A 19,230-nucleotide genomic window follows, 5' to 3' on the forward strand; every position below is an offset into this window, starting at 1 on the left:
CTCGGTCGTGATGATGAGGAAGTGTGCTCACCCGGGAAGGGCTGTGTTCATCGGCGTGCTCGGGTCGCTGTCCCGCGCTTCGGGACGCCGGCACACGGTCAGCGGCGCTGGGGCTGGGGGGCGGGGGCTGGGGCGGGGTGTCCCTGGGGTGCGGGCCGGCGGGTGCGGGGTTCGCCGATGTAGGTGTGTTCCCGGGGGATCGAGACCAGATTCAGCGGGATCTGGGTGGTCGCGGTGCGTACGACCACCCGGTTACCGATCGCTCCCGGCTGCTGGATCGACAGGTCCGGCTTGGTGGCCGGCCAGCCCATCGGATCGCCGGTGACGTAGAGGGTGGTGATACCGGCGTGCGGCGCGGGCGCGAGCACACCGTCGACGACGGTCGCGGTGAACATGGCGTCCGACTGGTGCATTTCCACGGCCAGCATCAACCGTTCCGGATTTCCGATGGTCTCGATCAGCTGGTACCAGGCCTGCGGGCGATCGGTGCGGACCAGGATCCGCTCGCCCACGGCCAGCGCCCGGAACACCAGCTGCTGGGCGAGATAGAGTTCGCCCGCCACATACACCGACGAGATACCGGCGCCGACGAGTCGCAGCGCCACACCGTTGCCCTCGTCGTCCGACCCGATCAGCTGTCCGCATCCCGACGACGGCAGCGCCAGCGCGTCGAGCACCTCGATCGGGTACTCGGCGGTCGGCACGACATCCCCGACGTCGGGAATGCCGATCGGCAGGTGTGCGAGCAGACCGTCACGGTGCCGGCCGTTCATCGACACCATGCCCTTGGACGCGGTCTTCTCGGGCAGTTCGCGCAGCGTCGAGCGCCAGGCCGCGCCGACGTGCACGGTATCGGCCGTGCTGCCGGGCCGCAGCCGCACCGCGACCGTGGTACCGCGGGATTCGGGCACCCACACCTGCGAAAGAATCTCCGACCCCAGCTGTTTCGGGTCGATCGCGGATCCGATATTGACGCTGTTGCCGAGTTCGGCGTACCGCCAGCGATGGGCCAGCTCACGCGCGTCGGCTCCGTTGAGCACCTGCCGTACGGCGGCCCGGATCTCCGAGGCGGTCAGCACGCGCGACCCGCAGCCCGCGTCCTCCAGGGTCCGTACGATCCGCTGGGTCGCGATGGTCACCGAACGCGCGGCGCCCTCGTCACCGCCGCCGCGCCGGTTCGCGGCGCCGGGGCAGTCGACCATATCGAATCCGATCGCCAGCCAGACCGTGCGATACGCGGTGGCCGGCAGCGGCCCCAGCAGCGTTTCGTAGATGGCTCCGGCGGGTGTGCCCGAACGGCTGCGGTGGCCGTGGCTGATGATGTCGATACCGCTGAGCAGGATGTCGTGCTGGGCGAGGCAGGTCGCCAGTTCGGCCATCGGCAGTAGATGGGAGGCATGCACCGCGCTGCGGTCGATCCGGGTGAGCCCGCCGCGCGGCGGCAGTACCTCGACCACCGCGACCACCCGGCTGTCGTCCCAGTAGAGCCCGAGTGACCGATCGTCGGGCCCGCGGAAATCGTTGCTGTCCCCGATCCGGTACTCGCGGTGGGCCCGGTAGTTCCACCAGGTGCCGACCCAATCCAGCAGGACCCGCCGGCCGACCGTGACGAGCGGGATGGCACCGGCCACCACCGCGACCCCCAGCGCGATCCACGGGTTCGCGGCAGCGAATAGGACGATCGTCCCCGCGACGAGCGCGAATACCTGTGCGATGAGCAGATTGCGCATCGAGATTCGCCCGAAAAGCAGGCTGCGCCTGCGCCCCACTGCGGCTGCAACGGCCATGAGAGCCCCCCAGGTACCCGGTGTCGGCCGATAATCGGCGGCCGAGCTGAACTACGTCCCCGGGAACTGTACTGTGTTCGGCGAGCACGAGCACAGTTCGGGGGAGACGATGCCTTCAAAGCCCACAACCAGGTGGCAGATCAGCGGTTACAACTTTCTGGTCCGCCGGATGGAGCATGCGCTGGTACGGCGGGACGTGCGAATGCTCCACGATCCCATGCGTTCCCAGGTGCGCTCCTATGTCGTGGGTCTGGTCCTGGCCGTGCTGATCCTGGCCGGCTGCGGGGTGCTGGCCCTGCTGCGGCCGCAGGACAAGATCGGCCAGAACACGATCCTCATCGGCAAGGAATCCGGTGCGGTATACGTGGTGCTCAACGATGTCGTGCATCCGGCACTGAATCTGGCGTCGGCCCGGCTGGCCGCGGGCGAGGCGCCGGACGCGGCAATCGTGAAAGAGGCCGAGGTCGGTAAGAAGGCACGCGGCCCGCTGATCGGTATCCCGGGTGCGCCCAGCGCGATCCACTACGACGCGGCGGGTAACGGCCGGCAGTGGACCATCTGCGACGAGATGAAAACCGACGGCAGCGGCGACCGCACCACTTCGGTACTCGCGGGCGGGCTCGAACTCGGCGCGAAGGCTTCGGTCATGGATCCGGGCAAAGCGCTCCTGGCGCAGGGTGAGAACCACACCTATCTGATCTACGACAAGAAACGCGCGCGAGTGAATATGGGCGACCGCGCCGTCACCGACGCCTTGAAGATCACCGGGGCCACCCCGCGACCGGTGAGCGAAGGCCTGATCAACTCGATCCCCGAAGTGCTGCCGATCGTCCCGCTACCCATCGCCGATTCCGGCAGTGCCCCGGCGTACGAGATCAGCGGCCACCGGATCGGCGAGGTGGTGCAGGTCGGCAACTCCGGAACCGAGTACCACGTGGTGCTCGGTGACGGCCTGCAAGCGATCTCCCCCCTCACCGCGGAGATCATCCGCAACTCCAACCCGCAGACTTCGACCGACGAAACCATCGACCAGGCCGAACGCACCGGCGCCAGAGTTTCCACGGCGCTGCAGGTCGGCGACTACCCGCAGTCCGCGCCGACCATCCTCGAGGGCAAGGATCACCCGGTGAGCTGCCTGTCGTGGAAACCGATCCCGGAAGCGGGCGAGAACACCGGCACCAGGGCCGAACTCGCGGTTGTCACCGGCGTGAGCCTGCCCATGCCCGAGAAGGCGAAACTGGTACCGCTCGCCCAGGCCGACGGCTCGGGACAGAATGTCGACTCCGCCTATATGGCGCCCGGTACGGGAGCCTATGTGCAGAGCACCGGAATCGAACCCGACAGCAGGCGTAAGGACAGCATCTTCTATATCGCCGATACCGGTGTGCGCTACGGCATCGAGAACGCCGATGCCGCGAAGGCGCTCGGTATGCCGGAGAAGGCCGAACCCGCGCCCTGGCCGATCATCGGGCTCTTGGCCTCCGGGCCGAGTCTGGGTCGCGAGGAGGCTCTGGTCGCGCACGACGGCGTCGCCCCCGACCCGTCCCCGGCCGCGCAACCGGTCTCCACAGGAAAATAACCACACGCTCCCAACTCCCGAAACGGTGTTGCCCGCTGTCCCGAGGTGTTCGAGGCACGCATCCGGACGCCGGTCGGCGTGTGTCTACCATGTGGCCGTCGAGACCGATCTGTGCCGAGTCGCGACGGAGGCCGCGGTCAGGCCTCGTCTTCACTGACGCCGAAGCGGCGGCGGGTGGGGAACGAGGCGAGATAGCCGAGAATCAGACTGCCGCCGATGATTCCGCTGCCGATGAGCGCCACATTGCGGGCCGTGTGGTCCGGCGGGGTGGGCGGTGCGGGGACGGCGAGTTGCTTGTTCACCGCCGGATTCGGCTGTTTGGGCCGCAGTTCCGCGGGCACCTCGTTGGTCAAGGCCGCGATGGGGTCGATGGCGCCGTAACCCACATACGGGTTCCAGCCCTCGGCGGGCGCGTGCGCGGTCGCCTGGATCCGTTTCATGACCTCCACGGCGGAGAGTTCGGGGAAACGGGAACGGACCAGGGCGACCAGCCCGGACACATAGGGCGCCGCGAAGCTGGTCCCGTTGATGGTCTGCTGGGCGTTCTGGGCATTGACGGTCCCGTTGATGACACCGCCGCTGTTCACATCCAGCGAGACGATGTTCTCACCCGGAGCGGCGACGCTCAGCCAGGGACCCGGCACCGTGAATTCCGAAGGCGCACCATTGGCGTCGATGGAGCCGACCGATAGCACGAGGTCGTCGTATCGGGCGGGAGTGACATTGACGGTCGCGTTGCTCCACGGATCCGCCGCGGGGTGTAGTGGATCCTGGATCCCGGTGTTGCCCTTACAACTGTCGTTGTCGGTATTGCCCGCCGACGTGACGACCACCGCGTTCTTCTGGTGCACCGCGTAGTCGAGCGCGGCACCCAGCGAACCGTCGGAGATCGGGCTGGAACTGCAGGCCACCTCGGAGATATTGATGACGGTCGCACCCAGATCGGCGGCGCGGCGGATGGCCTGCGCCATGGTGGCGACATTGCCGTACCCCTCTTTGGACAGGTCCTCCGGGGATTTGGTGCTGTTACTGCCCGCCTTCACGTACTTGTCACTGGTCTGCCGGATGGTGAGGATCGTCGCCGCGGGCGCGACACCGGAAAAGCCTTGGTCCGGAAGTCGGCTCGCCCCGATGATGCCCGCCACGATCGTGCCGTGCGCGTCACAGTCCTCGGTGCCGTCACCGCTGTTGGCCACGAAATCCCCGCCGGCTCGCAGACCGGTCAGCCGGGGGTGGCGGGCGACACCGGTATCGATCACCGCGACCACCTGCCCGGCGCCCTGGGAGAACTGCCACGCTCTTGTCAGGTCGAGGGCCGCCTGTGCGGGCGGAACAGTCGGGCCGCCGCCGCCGGAAACGGTGCTGTTGCAGGGCGCGTTCGCCTTGCGCTCCGTCGCCTGCGCGGGTTTCGCCGGGTCGCCGGCCGGAAGCTGACCGGGGTCGACGGGTGCGGGCCGGTCGGCGTACGCCACCGGATACCCGAGCCCCAGCGATGCGCTGATACCGAGCGCCGCGGCCACCGCCGCGGCCCGGACCCCCCGGTTCACAGCCCGCGGACGAGGGAGTAGAGGTCGGATACCCAGAACACGAGCGGCAGCACAGCCGCCACGAAGCCGTATTCGATCAATTCGGCGGCCCGCCGCATCGGCGGGGTCGCCGTCTGGTTGGGGATGATGATGCCGAGGACCAGCGCCGCGATCAGCATGACCAGGGCGGCGCCGAAGGCGGCCAGCGGGAGATCGGTCACGAATGCCATTCCCACGAGCATCGCCAGCAGGATCGCGGCGCCGCCCGCGATCAGGATCACGGCTTGCTCGGCGCCGGCGTAGGTGCGGCTGCGGAACATCAGAACCGCCGCGCACACCAATGCGAGCGCGATGCCCTGCCAGAAGAAGCGACCCCCGGCCGGATCGGTCGCCACCAGCGCGCCGACCAGCGTGACCAGCGTGGTCGCCGAGACCAGGCCGCTCAGATAGGTCCGTGCCCGTGCTGATTTCGCGCGCAATGCGTCCAGCGTCGGCAATGCCCGGTGGTCGTCGGGATCGTCCTCGGTGGGGTCGATGGGAGTTCCGGGGGAGGGCACCGGCGGCAGCGGAAGTTTCGCCAGCATCATGGAGATACGCGGCGCCAGCGACAGCGCGCCCAGTCCCACGGCCGCCACCACCGCGCCGACAGCTTTCATCGGTTGGGCGGTGAGCAGTCCGACCAGCGCCGAGGGCACCGCGAACAGCGCCACCGTGCCCGCGCCGATGAACAGTCCCAGCCCCACTCCGGTGACCCGCCAGGCCAGGATCGCCGTGGCCCCGAGCAGGGTGGATCCGAGCAGCATATGGGACCAGTCGTAATGGTCCGGCACGATCAGCATGCCGCCGGTGAACGCCGGCGGCAGCGCGCAGCCGCCGAGTACCAGCGCGGTTTTCGGATCCCCGTAGACCCGGCTGAGGATCATCGCCGCGGCCACCAGCAGCACCGCGACCCCCAGCGCGATCGTTGCGGTGATCCATCCGGGCATCGCGTCCGGCGACGCCAGCAGCGCGGTGCAACCCGCCAGCATGGTGAGTACCGCGAGTACCGATCCGGTGATCCGTGCCGTATTCGGGTTCCAACCGCGGAAATGCTCGGAGTCGGCGACGGCGACGTTGTACATGATGTCGTCGAACAGCGGGGTCGGCGCGGTATGCGCTGAGTTCTCCAGCATCAGCAGTTCGCCGTCACGTACGCCCTGCTCGCCCAGGCTGAGCGAATTCGACAGTGGCGGCTGGCCGATCCGGGCCAGGACCCAGTCCGCGGGTTCGTAGCGTTCGCCCTGGTTGTCGAAGTCGTTGGTTCTGCTGTGCGCGGCGATCATATCGACGACGCTCGGGATCACCAGGGCAACCGGCACATCGACCGGAATTGCCATATCGACCTGAGTGTGTTTGGCCAGAATGGTGACCCTGGTGAGATCCGGTGCGCGGACTATACCCCGCGAGGAATCTTCCTCCATATGGTCGAGTCGCGCATGCGTCACGCTTCCCCCAAGTTGATTCGCTACCCTGCTCGTTTCCCGCATTCTCCCTGCAGATCGCGGGTTGCGTGCCCTCGTCCCGGCCAGCAGAATGCAGGTCGAACTGTACGACATGTTCGCGGTTGCCTCTACACTGAGCCCGAACATCGCATTGCCACAAGGGGGATCTCGCTCGATGACCACTGTCCGTTTTCAGCGGCGTGCGCGCCGGGAACTTCCTCGGACACCCGGCGGCGAGGTCACCCTGCAGCCGCCCCCCGAGATCCCCCGGGTGACCCCCGGAAATCTGCTGGGCAAGCTCATGCCGGTGGTCATGATCATCGGCATGGTCGGGATGATGGCGCTGATGTTCACGCAGGGCGGCGGTATCGCGTCCAACCCGATGTCGCTGATGTTCCCGATGATGATGATGGTCTCGATGGTCGGCATGTTCGCCGGTCAGGGCAACGGTAAGGGCGCCAAGGCCGCTGAGGCCAACGAAGACCGCAAGGACTACCTGCGCTATCTCGATCAGGTCCGCAAGGATGTCGGGGTCACGGCGGCCGAGCAGCGGGCCGCGGTGGAATGGAGTCATCCGGAGCCGGGGCTGATCTGGATGCTCGCGGGCACCTCCCGGATGTGGGAGCGCCGGCCCAGCGACAAGGATTTCTGCCATGTCCGGATCGGGATCGGCGGCCAGCGTCTGGCGACCCGGCTGGTCGCGCCGGAAACCGGGCCCGTGGAGGAGCTCGAACCGATCGCCGCGGTTTCCCTGCGCCGCTTCGTCCGCGCGCATTCCACGGTTCCGGATCTGCCCACCGCCGTCGCGGTGAAGGGTTTCGCCACCATCGCCCTCGACGGCGACCGGGCCCAGGCCCGGGACATGGTGCGCGCGATGCTCGTCCAGCTGGCTATGTTCCACGGTCCGGACCAGGTGCTCACCGCGATCGTCTGCGGCCCCGACACCAGTGCGGAATGGGAATGGACCAAATGGCTGCCGCATACCCAGCACCCCGACTCCCAGGACGGTGTCGGCACCCAGCGTATGTTCTTCGGTTCGATCCGCGAGGCGATGGCCGGGCTCGCCCCGATCCTCGGCAACCGGGTCCGCTACTCCCGTAACCAGCCCACCAATTCCGCCATGGTGCATGTGGTGATCGTGGTGGACGGCGGTCTGCTCGAGGCCGAAGAGGATCAGCTGCGCGAATCCGGATACGAAGGCGTCACCGTGATCGACCTCTGCGGTTACGCGCCACGGCTGGCGGTATCGCGCGGTATCGGTCTCACCATCCGCAACGGGGAATGCCTGGGCCGCGGCGCCACCGGGAACCAGGAGCGGTTCGCGGTCATCGACCGGATCAGCCGGGAGCAGGCCCAGCAGGTGGCGCGTCGGCTGGCCCCGTATCGCGCGGCGACCCAGCGCAGCAGTGATGTCGAGGTCACCGAAGGGGAGACCATCAACACGTGGGCCCAGCTGATGAGTCTGGGCGATATCGGTTCCTTCAACCCGGAGAGCGCGTGGCGGCCCCGCTACGGGCGGGAGAGATTGCGGGTTCCGTTCGGCGTCGGCGCCGACGGCCTGCCTGTGGTCCTCGATATCAAAGAGGCCGCCGAATCCGGGATGGGCCCGCACGGTCTGTGCATCGGCGCCACCGGTTCCGGTAAATCCGAATTCCTGCGCACTCTCGTACTCAGCCTGCTCGCCACGCATTCGCCGGATCAGCTGAATCTGGTCCTGGTGGACTTCAAGGGCGGTGCCACATTCCTCGGTCTCGACGGCGTACCGCATGTCGCGGCCGTCATCACCAACCTGGAAGAGGAGGCCGACCTCGTCGACCGTATGCGTGACGCGCTGGCCGGTGAGATGAACCGCCGCCAGGAAGTGTTGCGTCAGGCCGGTAACTTCGCCAACGTTTCCGAATACGAGAAGGCGCGCGCCGCCGGTGCCGACCTCGATCCGCTGCCCGCGCTGTTCGTGGTACTCGACGAGTTCTCCGAACTTCTCACCCAGCACCCCGATTTCGCGGAACTGTTCGTGATGATCGGACGTCTGGGCCGCTCGCTGCATGTCCATCTGCTGCTCGCCTCGCAGCGCTTGGAAGAGGGCAAGCTCAAGGGTCTGGAATCGCACCTTTCGTATCGAATCGGTCTGAAGACGTTCTCCGCCAACGAGTCCCGCCAGGTCCTCGGTGTGCCGGATGCCTACAACCTGCCCAACAGTCCCGGCGGCGGCTATCTGAAATCGGATTCGGGCGAGATCCAGCGATTCCAGGCCTCCTACGTCTCCGGCGCGTATGTGGGTGGTGGCCCGCAGCGCGATATCGCCGTGGCGACCCGCGCCGGTGAAATCGATATCACCGCACGTCCGTTCCTGGCCAAGCACGTCGAATTCAGGGCTGTGGACCGGGTTGCGCTCGCCCCCGAACCCCTCGACGATCCGGAACCGCTGGTCGAGGACGGCGAACAGATCTCCAATATCGGCATGCTGGTGGCCCGGATCCGCGGTCACGGCCGGCCCGCCCACGAGATCTGGCTGCCGCCACTGGACTCCGCCCCCTCACTGGACGAGCTCGTCCCGCGCTCGATACTCACCGGCGACTACAACGCGGTCGCCGGTCTGCGCGCTCCGATCGGCATCGTCGACCGCCCCTATGACCAGCGACGTGATCCACTGGTCGTCGATCTGTCCGGCGCCCGCGGCAATGTGGCCGTGGTCGGCGGGCCGCAGTCGGGTAAATCGACCATGCTGCGCGCGCTGATCATGGCGATGTCGCTGACCCACACCGCCGAACAGGTGCAGTTCTACTGCCTGGACTTCGGTGGCGGTACCCTCGCCAGCCTCGAGGGCCTGCCGCATGTCGGATCGGTGGCCGGTCGACTGGACCACGACAAGGTGCGGCGCACCATCGCCGAGATGACCACCATCGTGCGCACTCGTGAACTGCGTTTCCGTCAGCTCGGTATCGAGTCGATGTCGGAGTTCCGCCGACTGCGTGCCGGTGACCCGGCGAGCAGTCAGGCCGCCACCGGCGCCCACGAGGACCCCTTCGGCGATGTATTCCTGGTGATCGACGGATTCGGTTCGATCCGCCAGGATTTCGAACCGCTGGAACAGGCCATCATGAACCTCGCGGTCCAGGGTCTGTCCTACGGTGTGCATGTCGTCATCGCGCTCTCGCGCTGGATGGAGGCCCGGCCTCAGCTCAAGGACCAGATCGGTACGCGCCTCGAACTGCGCCTCGGTGATCCGGCCGATTCCGAGTTCGGCCGCAAGGTCGCGGCGCTGGTTCCGCAGGGTCGCCCGGGCCGCGGTATGACCCCGGAGAGCCTGCACATGCTGACCGCTCTCCCGCGGGTCGACGGGTCCTCCGATCCGGAGGACATCAGTCGCGGTGTCGCCGACGCGGTCGCGCGATTGCAGCAGGCCACCCCCGGGCGGCCCGCCCCGCAGGTTCGTATGCTGCCCGAACAGCTCGATCGCGATCAGTTCGTCCGTGCGATCGGTCCCTGGCAGGGCCCGGCCGACCGGCGCAATGTCGCGATCCCGATCGGTATCAACGAATCCGAACTGTCGCCGGTGTTCCTCAACTTCGACGACAACCCGCACTTCCTGATCTTCGGCGATACCGAATGCGGTAAGTCCACCTTGCTGCGCAATATCGTCAGCGGAGTCGTCGAATCCAATGCGCGGGACAAGGCGGCGCTCATCCTGGTCGACTTCCGGCGCACCATGCTCGGATACTTCGACCAGGATCGCCTGGCCGCCTACGCGACCGGCTCCGAAGGCTTGGCCACGAATATGCGCGATCTCGCGGCGCTGCTGCGCACCCGGATGCCCGGCCCGAACGTCACCCCGCAGGAACTGCGTGACCGTTCCTGGTGGACGGGTCCGGATCTGTTCGTGGTCGTCGACGATTACGACCTGGTCTCCAGCGGATCCGGTGGTAACCCCTTGACACAGATCCTCGATTATCTGGCCCACGCCAAGGATATCGGCCTGCACCTGATCATCTCGCGGCGCTCGGGTGGCGCCGGCCGCGCCTTGTACGAGCCGGTGATCTCCCGGTTGCGCGATCTGGCCACGCCGGGTCTGATCATGAGCGGCAGCCGGGAGGAGGGCGGTCTGCTCGGGAACATCCGGCCCAGCGCCATGCCGCCGGGGCGCGGCACCCTGGTCGGACGTTCGGGTAACGATCTCATCCAGACCTCGTGGATGCCGACGCAGTAATGCCGGTTGTCGAGATCGCCCTGACCGAGACACGGCTGTGGGCGTGGAGCGCGAACACCCATACCGACCTCACGCCGTCGGTCGTGCCCAGCGGCGACGGCCGCAGCCTGGTGGTCGGGGAGCCGCTGGCGCCGCCGTCGATCGCGGTATCGCCGGCGCAGCTGATCACCGCCGACCGCATCGCCTACGACCCGGGTATGCCGACGCCCGAAGAGGCGCTGACCGCGGTGTTCGGTCATACGCTGGCACAACTGCGGATACCCACCCCGTGTGAGCGACTCACCGTCGTCCACCCGACCGAATGGGATCCGCATCGGCTGGCCGTACTGGAGTCCGCGGCCCGTCGCCACAGCGGTCACGTGACGTTGGAGACGGTCGCTGTCCGGTCGGTCACCACCGGGCAGCGGATCCGTGATGTGCGCACCGTGATACTGGAATTCGGTCCGCTGTCCACCACCGCCTCCACGGTGGTCCCGACGGAGCACGGGCCCCGGCTCGAATACTGCGAACACGAACCGGCGCTGGCCGCCGCCGAGATCGCGGCACAGGAAGACGGGGTCCTACGCTTCGACGCTCTGCTCGAACGGCTCCTGCACGGCTGCCGGGTGAGTTCGGTGATCGTGGTGGGCCGCACCGACGCCGGGTTCCTCGACCGGATCGGCGCGGCCGTCGCCGATCGTTGCGGCGGTGCCGAGCTACTGGTGGTGGCCGGTACGGATCTGGTGCGGGTGCGCCGGAGCGAGCCCGACGACCATCGCCCGTCCCTGCCCCCGGCCGATGCCGAGACCGAGTGGCTGCAGCCACTACGCGAACGCGCGGCCGCTACCAGGCCACCACGTTCCCGGACCCCTTTCTACCTCGGTGCCGCCGCCGTGCTGGTCGTCGCGGTGCTAATTGCCGCGGGGGTAGGTATCGCGCGAATATCGGGCGGCGACTCCGATGCCACGGCAGCCGCGCCGAGTACCATCTCGGGCCCGGCCGGCGGCGGGGAGGCCACCACCGAGGCCGAACCCGACCCGGGCCCGGTGACCTTCGGCGCTCTACGGCTGACGATCCCCGACGGCTGGCGCGTCAAGAACCCGTCCGCGGCCCCGGAACAGCGCCTCGAGTTGGTGCCGGATACCGGCCTGCGCGCCCGTATCGCGGTGGCCCAGCAGCCGGTGGCATCCGATGTCGGCTACGAGCAGATCGCCGCCGATCTGGAAGCGCAGATCGCCCGGCGCCCAGCGGGATCGGTCTCCGCGGTCCGCCGCGACGTGGTCTTCGCCGGCCGTCCCGGCCTGGCCTACTCCGAGCATCCAGAGGACGGATCGACCGTTGACTGGCATGTTATCGTCGAGCACAGCATCCAGATCAGTATCGGGTGCCAGTATCAGACAGGGGGGCAGGACTCGATCACACCTATCTGTGAAGACCTCGCGAACTCGCTGGATGTCACTCCATGAATCCGGCCGGGACATTTTTCCGAAATCCTATGGAACCGATTGGGCAGGGATCTCGTCCAATCATCATGAAGGCAAGTTCGGACCGTTTGCGGACGCAGGGGGTCCGGATCCGAACTCTTGAAAAGGAGGACCCATGGCGGGCGAAGTCACTACCGATTTTGCGGCGATGGAGACAGCGGCCAAGCACGTCGAGACCGTGAACAGTGCGCTGGTCAGCGAGCTCGGAAATGTCCGCAACCTGGTTGCGGGCACGCAGGGGAACTGGAAGGGTTCCGCGGCCGGCACGTTCCGGAAGGTCATGGACGATTACGACCTTCAGTCGAAGCAGTTGAACGACGTACTGGTGGAAATCGCCGGTTTGATCCGTGAGAACGGCAAGGGCTACACGGCGACCGAGCAGGCGAACCAGGATGCGATCAACGCCGCGGGCGCTTCCGGGGATCTGGGTTCGGGCTCCAGCCTGAAGATCTAGGTATCGCCTTCCGACTCATAGCCACAAGGAGACACAATGTCTGATGCGATTTCTTATTCCGAAGCCCAGCTGATGACGCTGTCGGGGGACCTGGGGACCTCGCGGGGTCGGCTTCAGGAAACTCACGACGAACTGCAGGGGTATGTCAACGGTCTGGTTGCCAACTGGGGTGGTGAAGCCCAGACCGCTTACCTCGGCAAGCAGAAGCGCTGGGACGACGCGCATATCGCCCTCCTGGACATCATGCAGCGGCTCGCCGATATCGTTCGGGACGGTGCGATCGATATGAGCACCACCGACAAGACGAACGCCAGTCGCTGGATGTAGTTCCGGACGCGAGAGGTTCTCGGCATGCCGATCTACCTCGTTCCGCCATCTTTCAGGTTGTGCCCCAAGCGAGCAGAGCGCTTGGGGCACAACCGTTTCTGCATCAGGGCGCCAGGTCTAGCAGTGTGTACTGGGCCGACGCCTTCTGGTGCAGCTCCTGGATCTGCGTACCCGCGACAATCGCGGCATAGCGGCCCACAGTGAACAGGCATTTCAGCGAACCGGTCGTGTCGGGGTTCTCGACGCAGTGCGCATCGGGCATCCCGGGTGGATCGTCAACGGTTCGATACTCGGAATCCAATTGGGTCATGAAATAAGCGTGCAAACGGTCGGCGGCTCGGTCGTCGCCTGCTCGGTAGAACTCTGTCTCGCCGAATACGACGAGGTCGACCTGCGCGTCTTCGAACGCTCGTTTCGTGAGATCGGGGCGCTGGAGCAGGTGCAGTGCGGTATTCGCGCTCAGCACTGCTTCGGCGACACCATCCGAGGCGGGTAACGCGTACCCCAGTAGTCCGTCGCGGTCGACGGGCAATTCGGCGAGCTCGTTTTCCGGCGTCGGATCATAATCCTGGAGACGTTCGAATTGCGCATCGAAGACTTTGCCGGCGAGGTCGGCGAGTTCGTTCTGATTCGGGGGAATGTCCACACCACCACCGATATAGGTCCACAGCACGAATTCGTCCCGGGCAGCCGCGGCCGATATCGCCCCGTATTGGCGGGCCTGGCCCTGGGCATCGGCATACCCGGGAATCGGCAGCGTGCCCACTGGTGGGTACCGACTGTGCCATATGCCGTCGGCGAGGGCTTTCACCGCCGCGGCGGCATGCTCCGATGTAGTGAACTGCATAACTGTCAGGTCGACGGATCGTCCATGGAGTTCGTCTTCCCGGCGCTGCCCTATTGTTTCCCAACCGGCGACGAATCCCGGTGCCACGGTCGAGAAATTATCGACGATATTCGGCGGATCGACGCGGGTGAACATCTTCTTCTGGTATTTCACCCGGGAGAAAACGAGTTTCGGGCTGGTCTCCATGATCAACGGAACATACTCGCCCAGTCGCAGCGACTCCTGGATATCGATAGTCGCCGGCGTACGAAGTTCCTCCGGTGTCCGCGGTGTCGTCCGGTAGTTCCCGGTCTGCAGAGCCGCGACGTCCACACCAGGATCTTCGGCGCTGTCGCCGGTGCCGATCCCGCAGCCCGTAGCCACCGCTGTGGCCAATGCGCACACCGCGTTCGCCAGGCGTCTCGGTATCCGCCTCATCGTCTCCCCCTCCCGGTCATTCCACGATCTCGGCTATCGCGGGCACCATCTTGTCCGTCAAGGTGTCCGGTGACTGCTCGGTCCACACCTGGAACGCCTGGACGGTGGCAATATCGTCGACGACAACGATTTGTGCCGTCGCGTTCAGGAACGAGGTGGGCAATCCTCCGAGCCCGCCGTTCCTGGCGCTGGCGTCGGACCGGGTGACGATGATGACGTCGAGACCCTCCGGCAACGTGAAACCCATCGACGATAATTTGCGGGGAGACTCTTCGTTGCGCAGCGGTCGGTATGCATCGCTATAGCGAAACCCGATGTCCCGCAGGTAATTCGCTTGTGGTGATCCGTCCAGGGCGGCCGAGAACAGCGAATTCCCGTAGTTGAACGCGGCCACGGTCTTGCCGCCGAATTCCGGATGCGCGGATCGGACCCGGGCCAGATCCGGGCCGGTGGGGGACGCACTGCCCGCATCGGATATGAGGTAGGCGCCGACCGCCACGGCGAGCAGGACGACGACGGCAAGTGATGCCGACACCAGGGTCCGGCGCAGTCGGCCGGTCCTGGATTTCGAAATTGCCGGACCCGTTCCGTAGCCGTCCCGGGGCTGCGTGACGATAGTTTCCTGTCCGGGCGGCAGGAGCCGGTTGCCGGTGGGCGGGTATCCGGTGTGAGCGGCCTGTGGGGCCGGGACCACTGGTGTGGTCGCCCCGAATCCGTCTCGGGTAGCGGGAAAGTGGTGACGGCCGGTGAAGGCCGCCTCCGCTTCGGCGACGAGTTCGCGGCAGGTGCCGTAGCGTTCCCCCGGATTCTTCGCGAGCACCCGGGCGAAGACGTGATCGAGGGCGCCCGGTAGGTCCGGGCGTATCGCCGTGATCTGCGGCGGTGGTTCGTTCAGATGCCCCATCATGACCACGGCCGGGACCGTGGAGGGGTAGGGGTTCTCGCCGGCCAGTAGCCGGTAGAACGAGCAGCCGAGGCTGTAGATATCGGAGCGGTGGTCGACGTGCCGGCCGAGTAGCTGTTCCGGTGACGCGTAGGCCACCGTCGCCATGAATTTGCCTGTAGCCGTGAGATTCTGGCTGTCCTCGACGGATTTGGCCACCCCGAAATCGGTGAGTAGCACCCGTTCCTCGTCGTCGTCGGGGGAGTTGGACAGCAGGAAGTTCGCGGGCTTGATATCACGGTGGAGCAGGCGCCTGCGGTGCGCGTAGTCGAGTCCCTTGCCCACTTCCGAGATGATGTGCAGCGCACGGCTCGGTGTCATGACCGCCGTGCCCTTCCGAGCCTCCTCGGACGCATCGGTGCCCGGAACGAACTTCATGGCGATCCACAGGCGTCCGCTTTCTTCGCCACGGTTGTAGACCGGCACGATATTCGGATGGTCCAAACCCGCGGCCAGATCACCTTCGCGCTCGAATCGGGCCCGGAACTCCGGATCGCTGGACAGGTCCTCGTCGAGGATCTTGATCGCATCCTGGCGGGGCAGCCTGGGATGCTGCCCCAGGTACACCGCGCCCATACCACCGCTGCCGAGCAATCGAGTCAGTCGGTAGCCGCCGACCACGGCACCGGGCGGCAACGCCATTCGTTCCTCCTCGTCCATACGACCGCCCGTCGGGCGTGCTGTCGTGGTTTCCGCTCAGCGGCGAGATACGTATCGCCCCGGCGCTGGGCGGTAGGGGTTATCCGGGCGCCCGGCTGTTCGCGAGCACGGAGTACTGGGCGGCCGCGGCCTGATACAACTCCGGCGCCGGGAGGTCGCCCAGGCCGTAGGAATCGACCACGGCCACATAGCGCTCGTACACGAGCACGCAATAGAACCGTTCGGACATGACCGAAGAGACTGCTCGTTGGATGCACCGGGCGTCGGCGATACCCGGTGGTCCGGGGATCTCCTCGTCGTACTCGGCCGGACGTGACAGCCTCGCCTGCAATGCGAAAGCGTGTTCGGTAGAGGCGGTGCGATAGACCGTCGCCTCGTTCCGGGCGACCAGATCCACTCTGTACCTCGTGTAGTCCGCTATCTGATCGGCGTCGTTCTCGAAGTGGATATGCGCCGCGGGTGGGTAGGCGCCGGCGAGACCGTTGTACGCGGCGCTGCCCGGATACTGCGCCGGCAGGGTGGTACTCATGACGCCCTCCGGATCGGTGGGCAGGTCGAGGATATCGTCCGGCGGTGTCGGCGTCAGATCCTTCATGGCCGCGAACTGGAGATCGAACAGAGTCTTCAACCAGTCGGTCATCCGGTCCGCCTGATCGGCGGGCGCTGTGAACGATGCGGCTACGACGTAGGACCCTTTGGCTGCGAAGGCCTGTGCGTGATCACGGGTCGGTGCGCGACCCGCCCGGGCCTTGTCGTGGCCCGCGATCACCAGCTTCTCGCGGCCGGGTGAGCGCTGATCCGCGGCTGTGTTGTACTCGGTGGCGGCCGTGCGGGCGTAATCGTCGTTGCCGAACCTCAGCAGGGCGACGAGGCCGTCCATCGCCCGGCGCGGGTCGTTGTTCACCCTGGAGGTGACGGCGCCCGCGATGAGGTAATTCCTGTCCGATATCGGTGCGAATTCCTCCGGTAGCAGGGAGGGGCTGGTGCCCCGTGCGACCAGTTGGGTTTCGTTCAGATAGCGAAGTTCCGGATCCACATCGTGTGGGGAGATGAGGAACCCGAGCATTCGCCGCGCTTCGAGCGAGTACACATCCGAGTCCGTGGTGACCTCCATTTCGAATGCGGAGGGCTCGGTGGGGAACAAGCCGGCATCGAGTTGGCTCAGCTCCACCGGGGTCATACCCGGGGTGGCGCGGCCGGTGATCGTGTCACCGCACGCGGTGCCCACCACCGCCGCGGCGAGCGCAAGCAGCGCCAACAGTATCCGGCTGCGCGGTGCCCTGGATCCGGACCCGTGGGTTTCCGCTTTCCGCAACTCTTCCCCCTCAGCCGTGCAGGAGCAGGGCGTACTGTGCCGAGGTCTTCTGATGAAGATCCTGGATCTGTCCGCCCTCCACCTGCGCGAAATACCGTCCTGTCCGGAGCACGCAGAAAGACGACGGGTTCTCGTACGCCGCGACCTGCCTGCTGAAGCATTCGGCTTTCCCGTCGATTCCCTTCGGCGCTTCGATCACGCGGCTGCCTCCCGAATCGTTCGTGCCGGGCCGGAAGTTCTCGTACAGCGCCTCGGCCCCCCGGAGCGTCTCGCTGCGCACGACCACCGATTCGCCCAGCGCGATACCTGTGACCTGTCCGGTATCGAGAAAGTCCAGGTTCGTGATCCCGGTCAGGGCGTATACCGCGCCCCGGCCGCGAAATGCATCCGGTGGACCGAACATCGCGATCGTCTGCGGACTCTTCGGAAGAGTGAGTGCCAGCACTCCGTCCGGATCGAGTGCGATCTCGTTCAACTGCTCCGGTGGAGTGGGCTCGAATTCGTCGAGCAGCGGCATCTGGATATCGAGCAGGGATTCGGTGCGTTGCACCATCGCCGGCAGGTCGGCTCTCCCGGACCGGTCGTCGTACTTGACGAAAACGACATAGCGGTCGTGGGCGGTCCAGCTACCCAGCGATGCGTTTCCCGGTCGCCAATGTGCCTTGCCCTGCGGGTATTTCGACAGTTGGACCGGCCGGTTGTCGGCGTTGAACGTGAAGTCGTCGCGTTCCAGACCTACGGCGACGGATTCGGCGGTCGCCGCGTCGGGGAACATCAGCACCGCGATGCTCAGCTGTTGCACGCTGCCCGGGTCGCCTTCGGTCGACCAGGTATGGACCCAGCCCGCAACCAGATCCGCGGCGACCTCGTCGAAGGTGTCGTTGACGACCAGTGCCTGCATATCCCGGCGATCCAGTACCACGGGCCCGCCCGTGCCCACGATTCGGTCGACATAGCCGGGATCGGCTTCGAAAGGGAGGGCCACGAAGTCGCCCAGTCGCTGGCCCTCTCGATAGCGTGCGGCCTCGTTGTCTTCGGCCGCTCCGAATTCGACCGGTTCCGTCGGGTAGTTGCCCACGTCGAGCCCCGACAGGTCCGGCTCGGCACGGACCGCCTCACCGGCCACCACCGAGCCGCAACCCGCGACGGCCGTCGATACCACCCCCACCACCAGCGTGGCGCAAACCCTGCGCAGCACAGCCGGTCCCGGTCGGCGCATCGCGGCCCCCTCGTGATTTCGATCTGGCGGAATCCTACTGCACACGGGACTTCGGGCTCGTGGCCGGCGCGGGTCCCCTCCCGTCCACCAGCCACTGCCGGGCGAAGGGATCCGGGCCGCTCACGGGGCCCCGGCCAGGTGGGACGGTTCCGGGGTGGTGCGCGGTCTGGATGATGGAGGATGTGCGTCCCCGCAGGTTCGGCCCCCTCGCCGCTTCGATCGTCGCGTTACTGCTCACCGGGTGTGGGGGTGGCGAGGATCTGGTGCCCATTCCCGAGGGGATCCCACCCGGCCCCGGCGTCTCGGTCCCCGCGATCGATATCGACGCCCCTGGCCGAACCGCCACTCAGTTGAATTCCTGGGCCGCCGAGCATGCCGGTGCGCTGGAGATACCGGCAACCGCGCTGGAGGCGTACGGGTACGCGGCGGCGGTGATGGATCGGGCGCGGCCCGATTGCGGTATCGGCTGGACCACGTTGGCGGGAATCGGCAGTGTGGAGAGCGACCACGGCCGCCATCGCGGGGCGCAGGTGCGTGACGACGGACGGGTGGAACCGTCGATCATCGGGATTCCGTTGGACGGGGCGCCGGGGGTCGCGGAGATAAGGGATACCGACGACGGCCGTCTCGACGGGGACCGGGTTTTCGATCGGGCGGTGGGACCGATGCAGTTCATCCCGGAGACCTGGCGCAAATGGGGAGTCGACGCGAACGGGGACGGGGTCGCCGATCCGCACAGTATCGACGACGCGGCGCTGACCGCCGCCAGGTATCTGTGTGTGAGCGGCGGGACCCTCCGCACTGCCGACGGATGGAGCCGGGCGCTGTTCACCTACAACAGGTCGGAGAGCTATATGAAGACCGTCCGGGATCGGGCCGCGGCCTACAGCGTCGGCCGCCGTGTCTGAGGTGATGCCGGAACTGCGGCGGACACTGCGGGGCGGCGGATGGACTGGCCGCAACCGGGCCTATTAGGCTCGCAATCGCACGGCTCGTCCCCGATAA

At 66.6% G+C, this 19,230-nt stretch carries 13 protein-coding genes; 6 read left to right on the forward strand and 7 right to left on the reverse strand.

Going from position 1 to position 19,230, the window contains the following annotated elements:
* Positions 1-98: 98 nt before the first annotated feature.
* Positions 99-1,787 carry a type VII secretion protein EccE gene (gene eccE, locus IEY68_RS21325; RefSeq protein WP_062998959.1) on the reverse strand — a complete coding sequence of 563 codons (1,689 nt, stop codon included), beginning with the start codon at positions 1,785-1,787 and terminating at the stop codon, positions 99-101.
* A gap of 109 nt (positions 1,788-1,896) precedes the next feature.
* Here eccE and eccB point away from each other — a divergent pair, with 109 nt between their 5' ends.
* The gene (eccB, locus tag IEY68_RS21330) at positions 1,897-3,366 is read left to right on the forward strand and encodes a type VII secretion protein EccB (RefSeq protein WP_062998974.1); all 1,470 of its coding nucleotides are present in this window, start codon (positions 1,897-1,899) and stop codon (positions 3,364-3,366) included.
* 137 nt (positions 3,367-3,503) lie between these two features.
* Here eccB and mycP read toward each other — a convergent pair whose 3' ends face one another.
* Entirely contained in the window at positions 3,504-4,913 is a 1,410-nt protein-coding gene (mycP, locus tag IEY68_RS21335; RefSeq protein WP_229718902.1) for a type VII secretion-associated serine protease mycosin, read from the reverse strand.
* Positions 4,910-6,376: a type VII secretion integral membrane protein EccD gene (eccD, locus tag IEY68_RS21340; RefSeq protein ID WP_062998957.1), complete on the reverse strand. Its 1,467-nt coding sequence runs from the start codon at positions 6,374-6,376 to the stop codon at positions 4,910-4,912. The genes mycP and eccD overlap by 4 nt, the downstream gene beginning before the upstream one ends.
* Before the next feature lie 172 nt (positions 6,377-6,548).
* Here eccD and eccCa point away from each other — a divergent pair, with 172 nt between their 5' ends.
* The 4 genes from eccCa (at position 6,549) to IEY68_RS21360 (ending at position 12,824) form a co-directional block, all read left to right on the forward strand.
* On the forward strand, positions 6,549-10,580 hold the full coding sequence (gene eccCa, locus IEY68_RS21345; RefSeq protein ID WP_062998955.1) for a type VII secretion protein EccCa: 4,032 nt from the start codon (positions 6,549-6,551) through the stop codon (positions 10,578-10,580).
* Positions 10,580-12,025: a type VII secretion-associated protein gene (locus tag IEY68_RS21350; protein ID WP_062998953.1), complete on the forward strand. Its 1,446-nt coding sequence runs from the start codon at positions 10,580-10,582 to the stop codon at positions 12,023-12,025. The genes eccCa and IEY68_RS21350 overlap by 1 nt, the downstream gene beginning before the upstream one ends.
* 133 nt (positions 12,026-12,158) lie before the next feature.
* Entirely contained in the window at positions 12,159-12,497 is a 339-nt protein-coding gene (locus IEY68_RS21355; RefSeq protein ID WP_062998951.1) for a WXG100 family type VII secretion target, read from the forward strand.
* Positions 12,498-12,533: 36 nt separating this feature from the next.
* Complete coding sequence (locus tag IEY68_RS21360; RefSeq protein ID WP_189094415.1) at positions 12,534-12,824, forward strand: WXG100 family type VII secretion target; 291 nt, start codon at positions 12,534-12,536, stop codon at positions 12,822-12,824.
* Positions 12,825-12,927: 103 nt separating this feature from the next.
* Here IEY68_RS21360 and IEY68_RS21365 read toward each other — a convergent pair whose 3' ends face one another.
* The 4 genes from IEY68_RS21365 to IEY68_RS21380 form a co-directional block, all read right to left on the reverse strand.
* Positions 12,928-13,983, reverse strand: coding sequence for a DUF7373 family lipoprotein (locus IEY68_RS21365; protein WP_189094416.1), 1,056 nt, complete (start codon positions 13,981-13,983; stop codon positions 12,928-12,930).
* 121 nt (positions 13,984-14,104) lie between these two features.
* On the reverse strand, positions 14,105-15,673 hold the full coding sequence (locus tag IEY68_RS21370) for a serine/threonine-protein kinase (RefSeq protein ID WP_062998970.1): 1,569 nt from the start codon (positions 15,671-15,673) through the stop codon (positions 14,105-14,107).
* 97 nt (positions 15,674-15,770) lie between these two features.
* Complete coding sequence (locus tag IEY68_RS21375; protein WP_062998945.1) at positions 15,771-16,949, reverse strand: DUF7373 family lipoprotein; 1,179 nt, start codon at positions 16,947-16,949, stop codon at positions 15,771-15,773.
* 67 nt (positions 16,950-17,016) lie between these two features.
* On the reverse strand, positions 17,017-18,225 hold the full coding sequence (locus tag IEY68_RS21380; protein ID WP_062998943.1) for a DUF7373 family lipoprotein: 1,209 nt from the start codon (positions 18,223-18,225) through the stop codon (positions 17,017-17,019).
* A 173-nt stretch (positions 18,226-18,398) separates the two neighbouring features.
* On the opposite strand from IEY68_RS21380, the gene IEY68_RS21385 reads away from it, so the two are divergent.
* A complete protein-coding gene (locus tag IEY68_RS21385) occupies positions 18,399-19,133 on the forward strand; it encodes a lytic transglycosylase domain-containing protein (RefSeq protein ID WP_229718917.1) in 735 nt (244 codons plus the stop codon).
* The last annotated feature ends 97 nt before the right edge of the window (positions 19,134-19,230 follow it).

Source organism: Nocardia jinanensis, from assembly GCF_014645735.1.
Lineage (GTDB): Bacteria > Actinomycetota > Actinomycetes > Mycobacteriales > Mycobacteriaceae > Nocardia > Nocardia jinanensis.

Excerpts from the sequence above, each read along its gene's own strand:
- eccE (WP_062998959.1), bottom strand. The coding sequence starts at position 1,787 with ATGGCCGTTGCAGCCGCAGTGGGGCGCAGGCGCAGCCTGCTTTTCGGG.
- eccB (WP_062998974.1), top strand. The coding sequence starts at position 1,897 with ATGCCTTCAAAGCCCACAACCAGGTGGCAGATCAGCGGTTACAACTTT.
- eccCa (WP_062998955.1), top strand. The coding sequence starts at position 6,549 with ATGACCACTGTCCGTTTTCAGCGGCGTGCGCGCCGGGAACTTCCTCGG.
- IEY68_RS21350 (WP_062998953.1), top strand. The coding sequence starts at position 10,580 with ATGCCGGTTGTCGAGATCGCCCTGACCGAGACACGGCTGTGGGCGTGG.
- IEY68_RS21355 (WP_062998951.1), top strand. The coding sequence starts at position 12,159 with ATGGCGGGCGAAGTCACTACCGATTTTGCGGCGATGGAGACAGCGGCC.
- IEY68_RS21360 (WP_189094415.1), top strand. The coding sequence starts at position 12,534 with ATGTCTGATGCGATTTCTTATTCCGAAGCCCAGCTGATGACGCTGTCG.
- IEY68_RS21370 (WP_062998970.1), bottom strand. The coding sequence starts at position 15,673 with ATGGCGTTGCCGCCCGGTGCCGTGGTCGGCGGCTACCGACTGACTCGA.
- IEY68_RS21380 (WP_062998943.1), bottom strand. The coding sequence starts at position 18,225 with ATGCGCCGACCGGGACCGGCTGTGCTGCGCAGGGTTTGCGCCACGCTG.
- IEY68_RS21385 (WP_229718917.1), top strand. The coding sequence starts at position 18,399 with ATGGAGGATGTGCGTCCCCGCAGGTTCGGCCCCCTCGCCGCTTCGATC.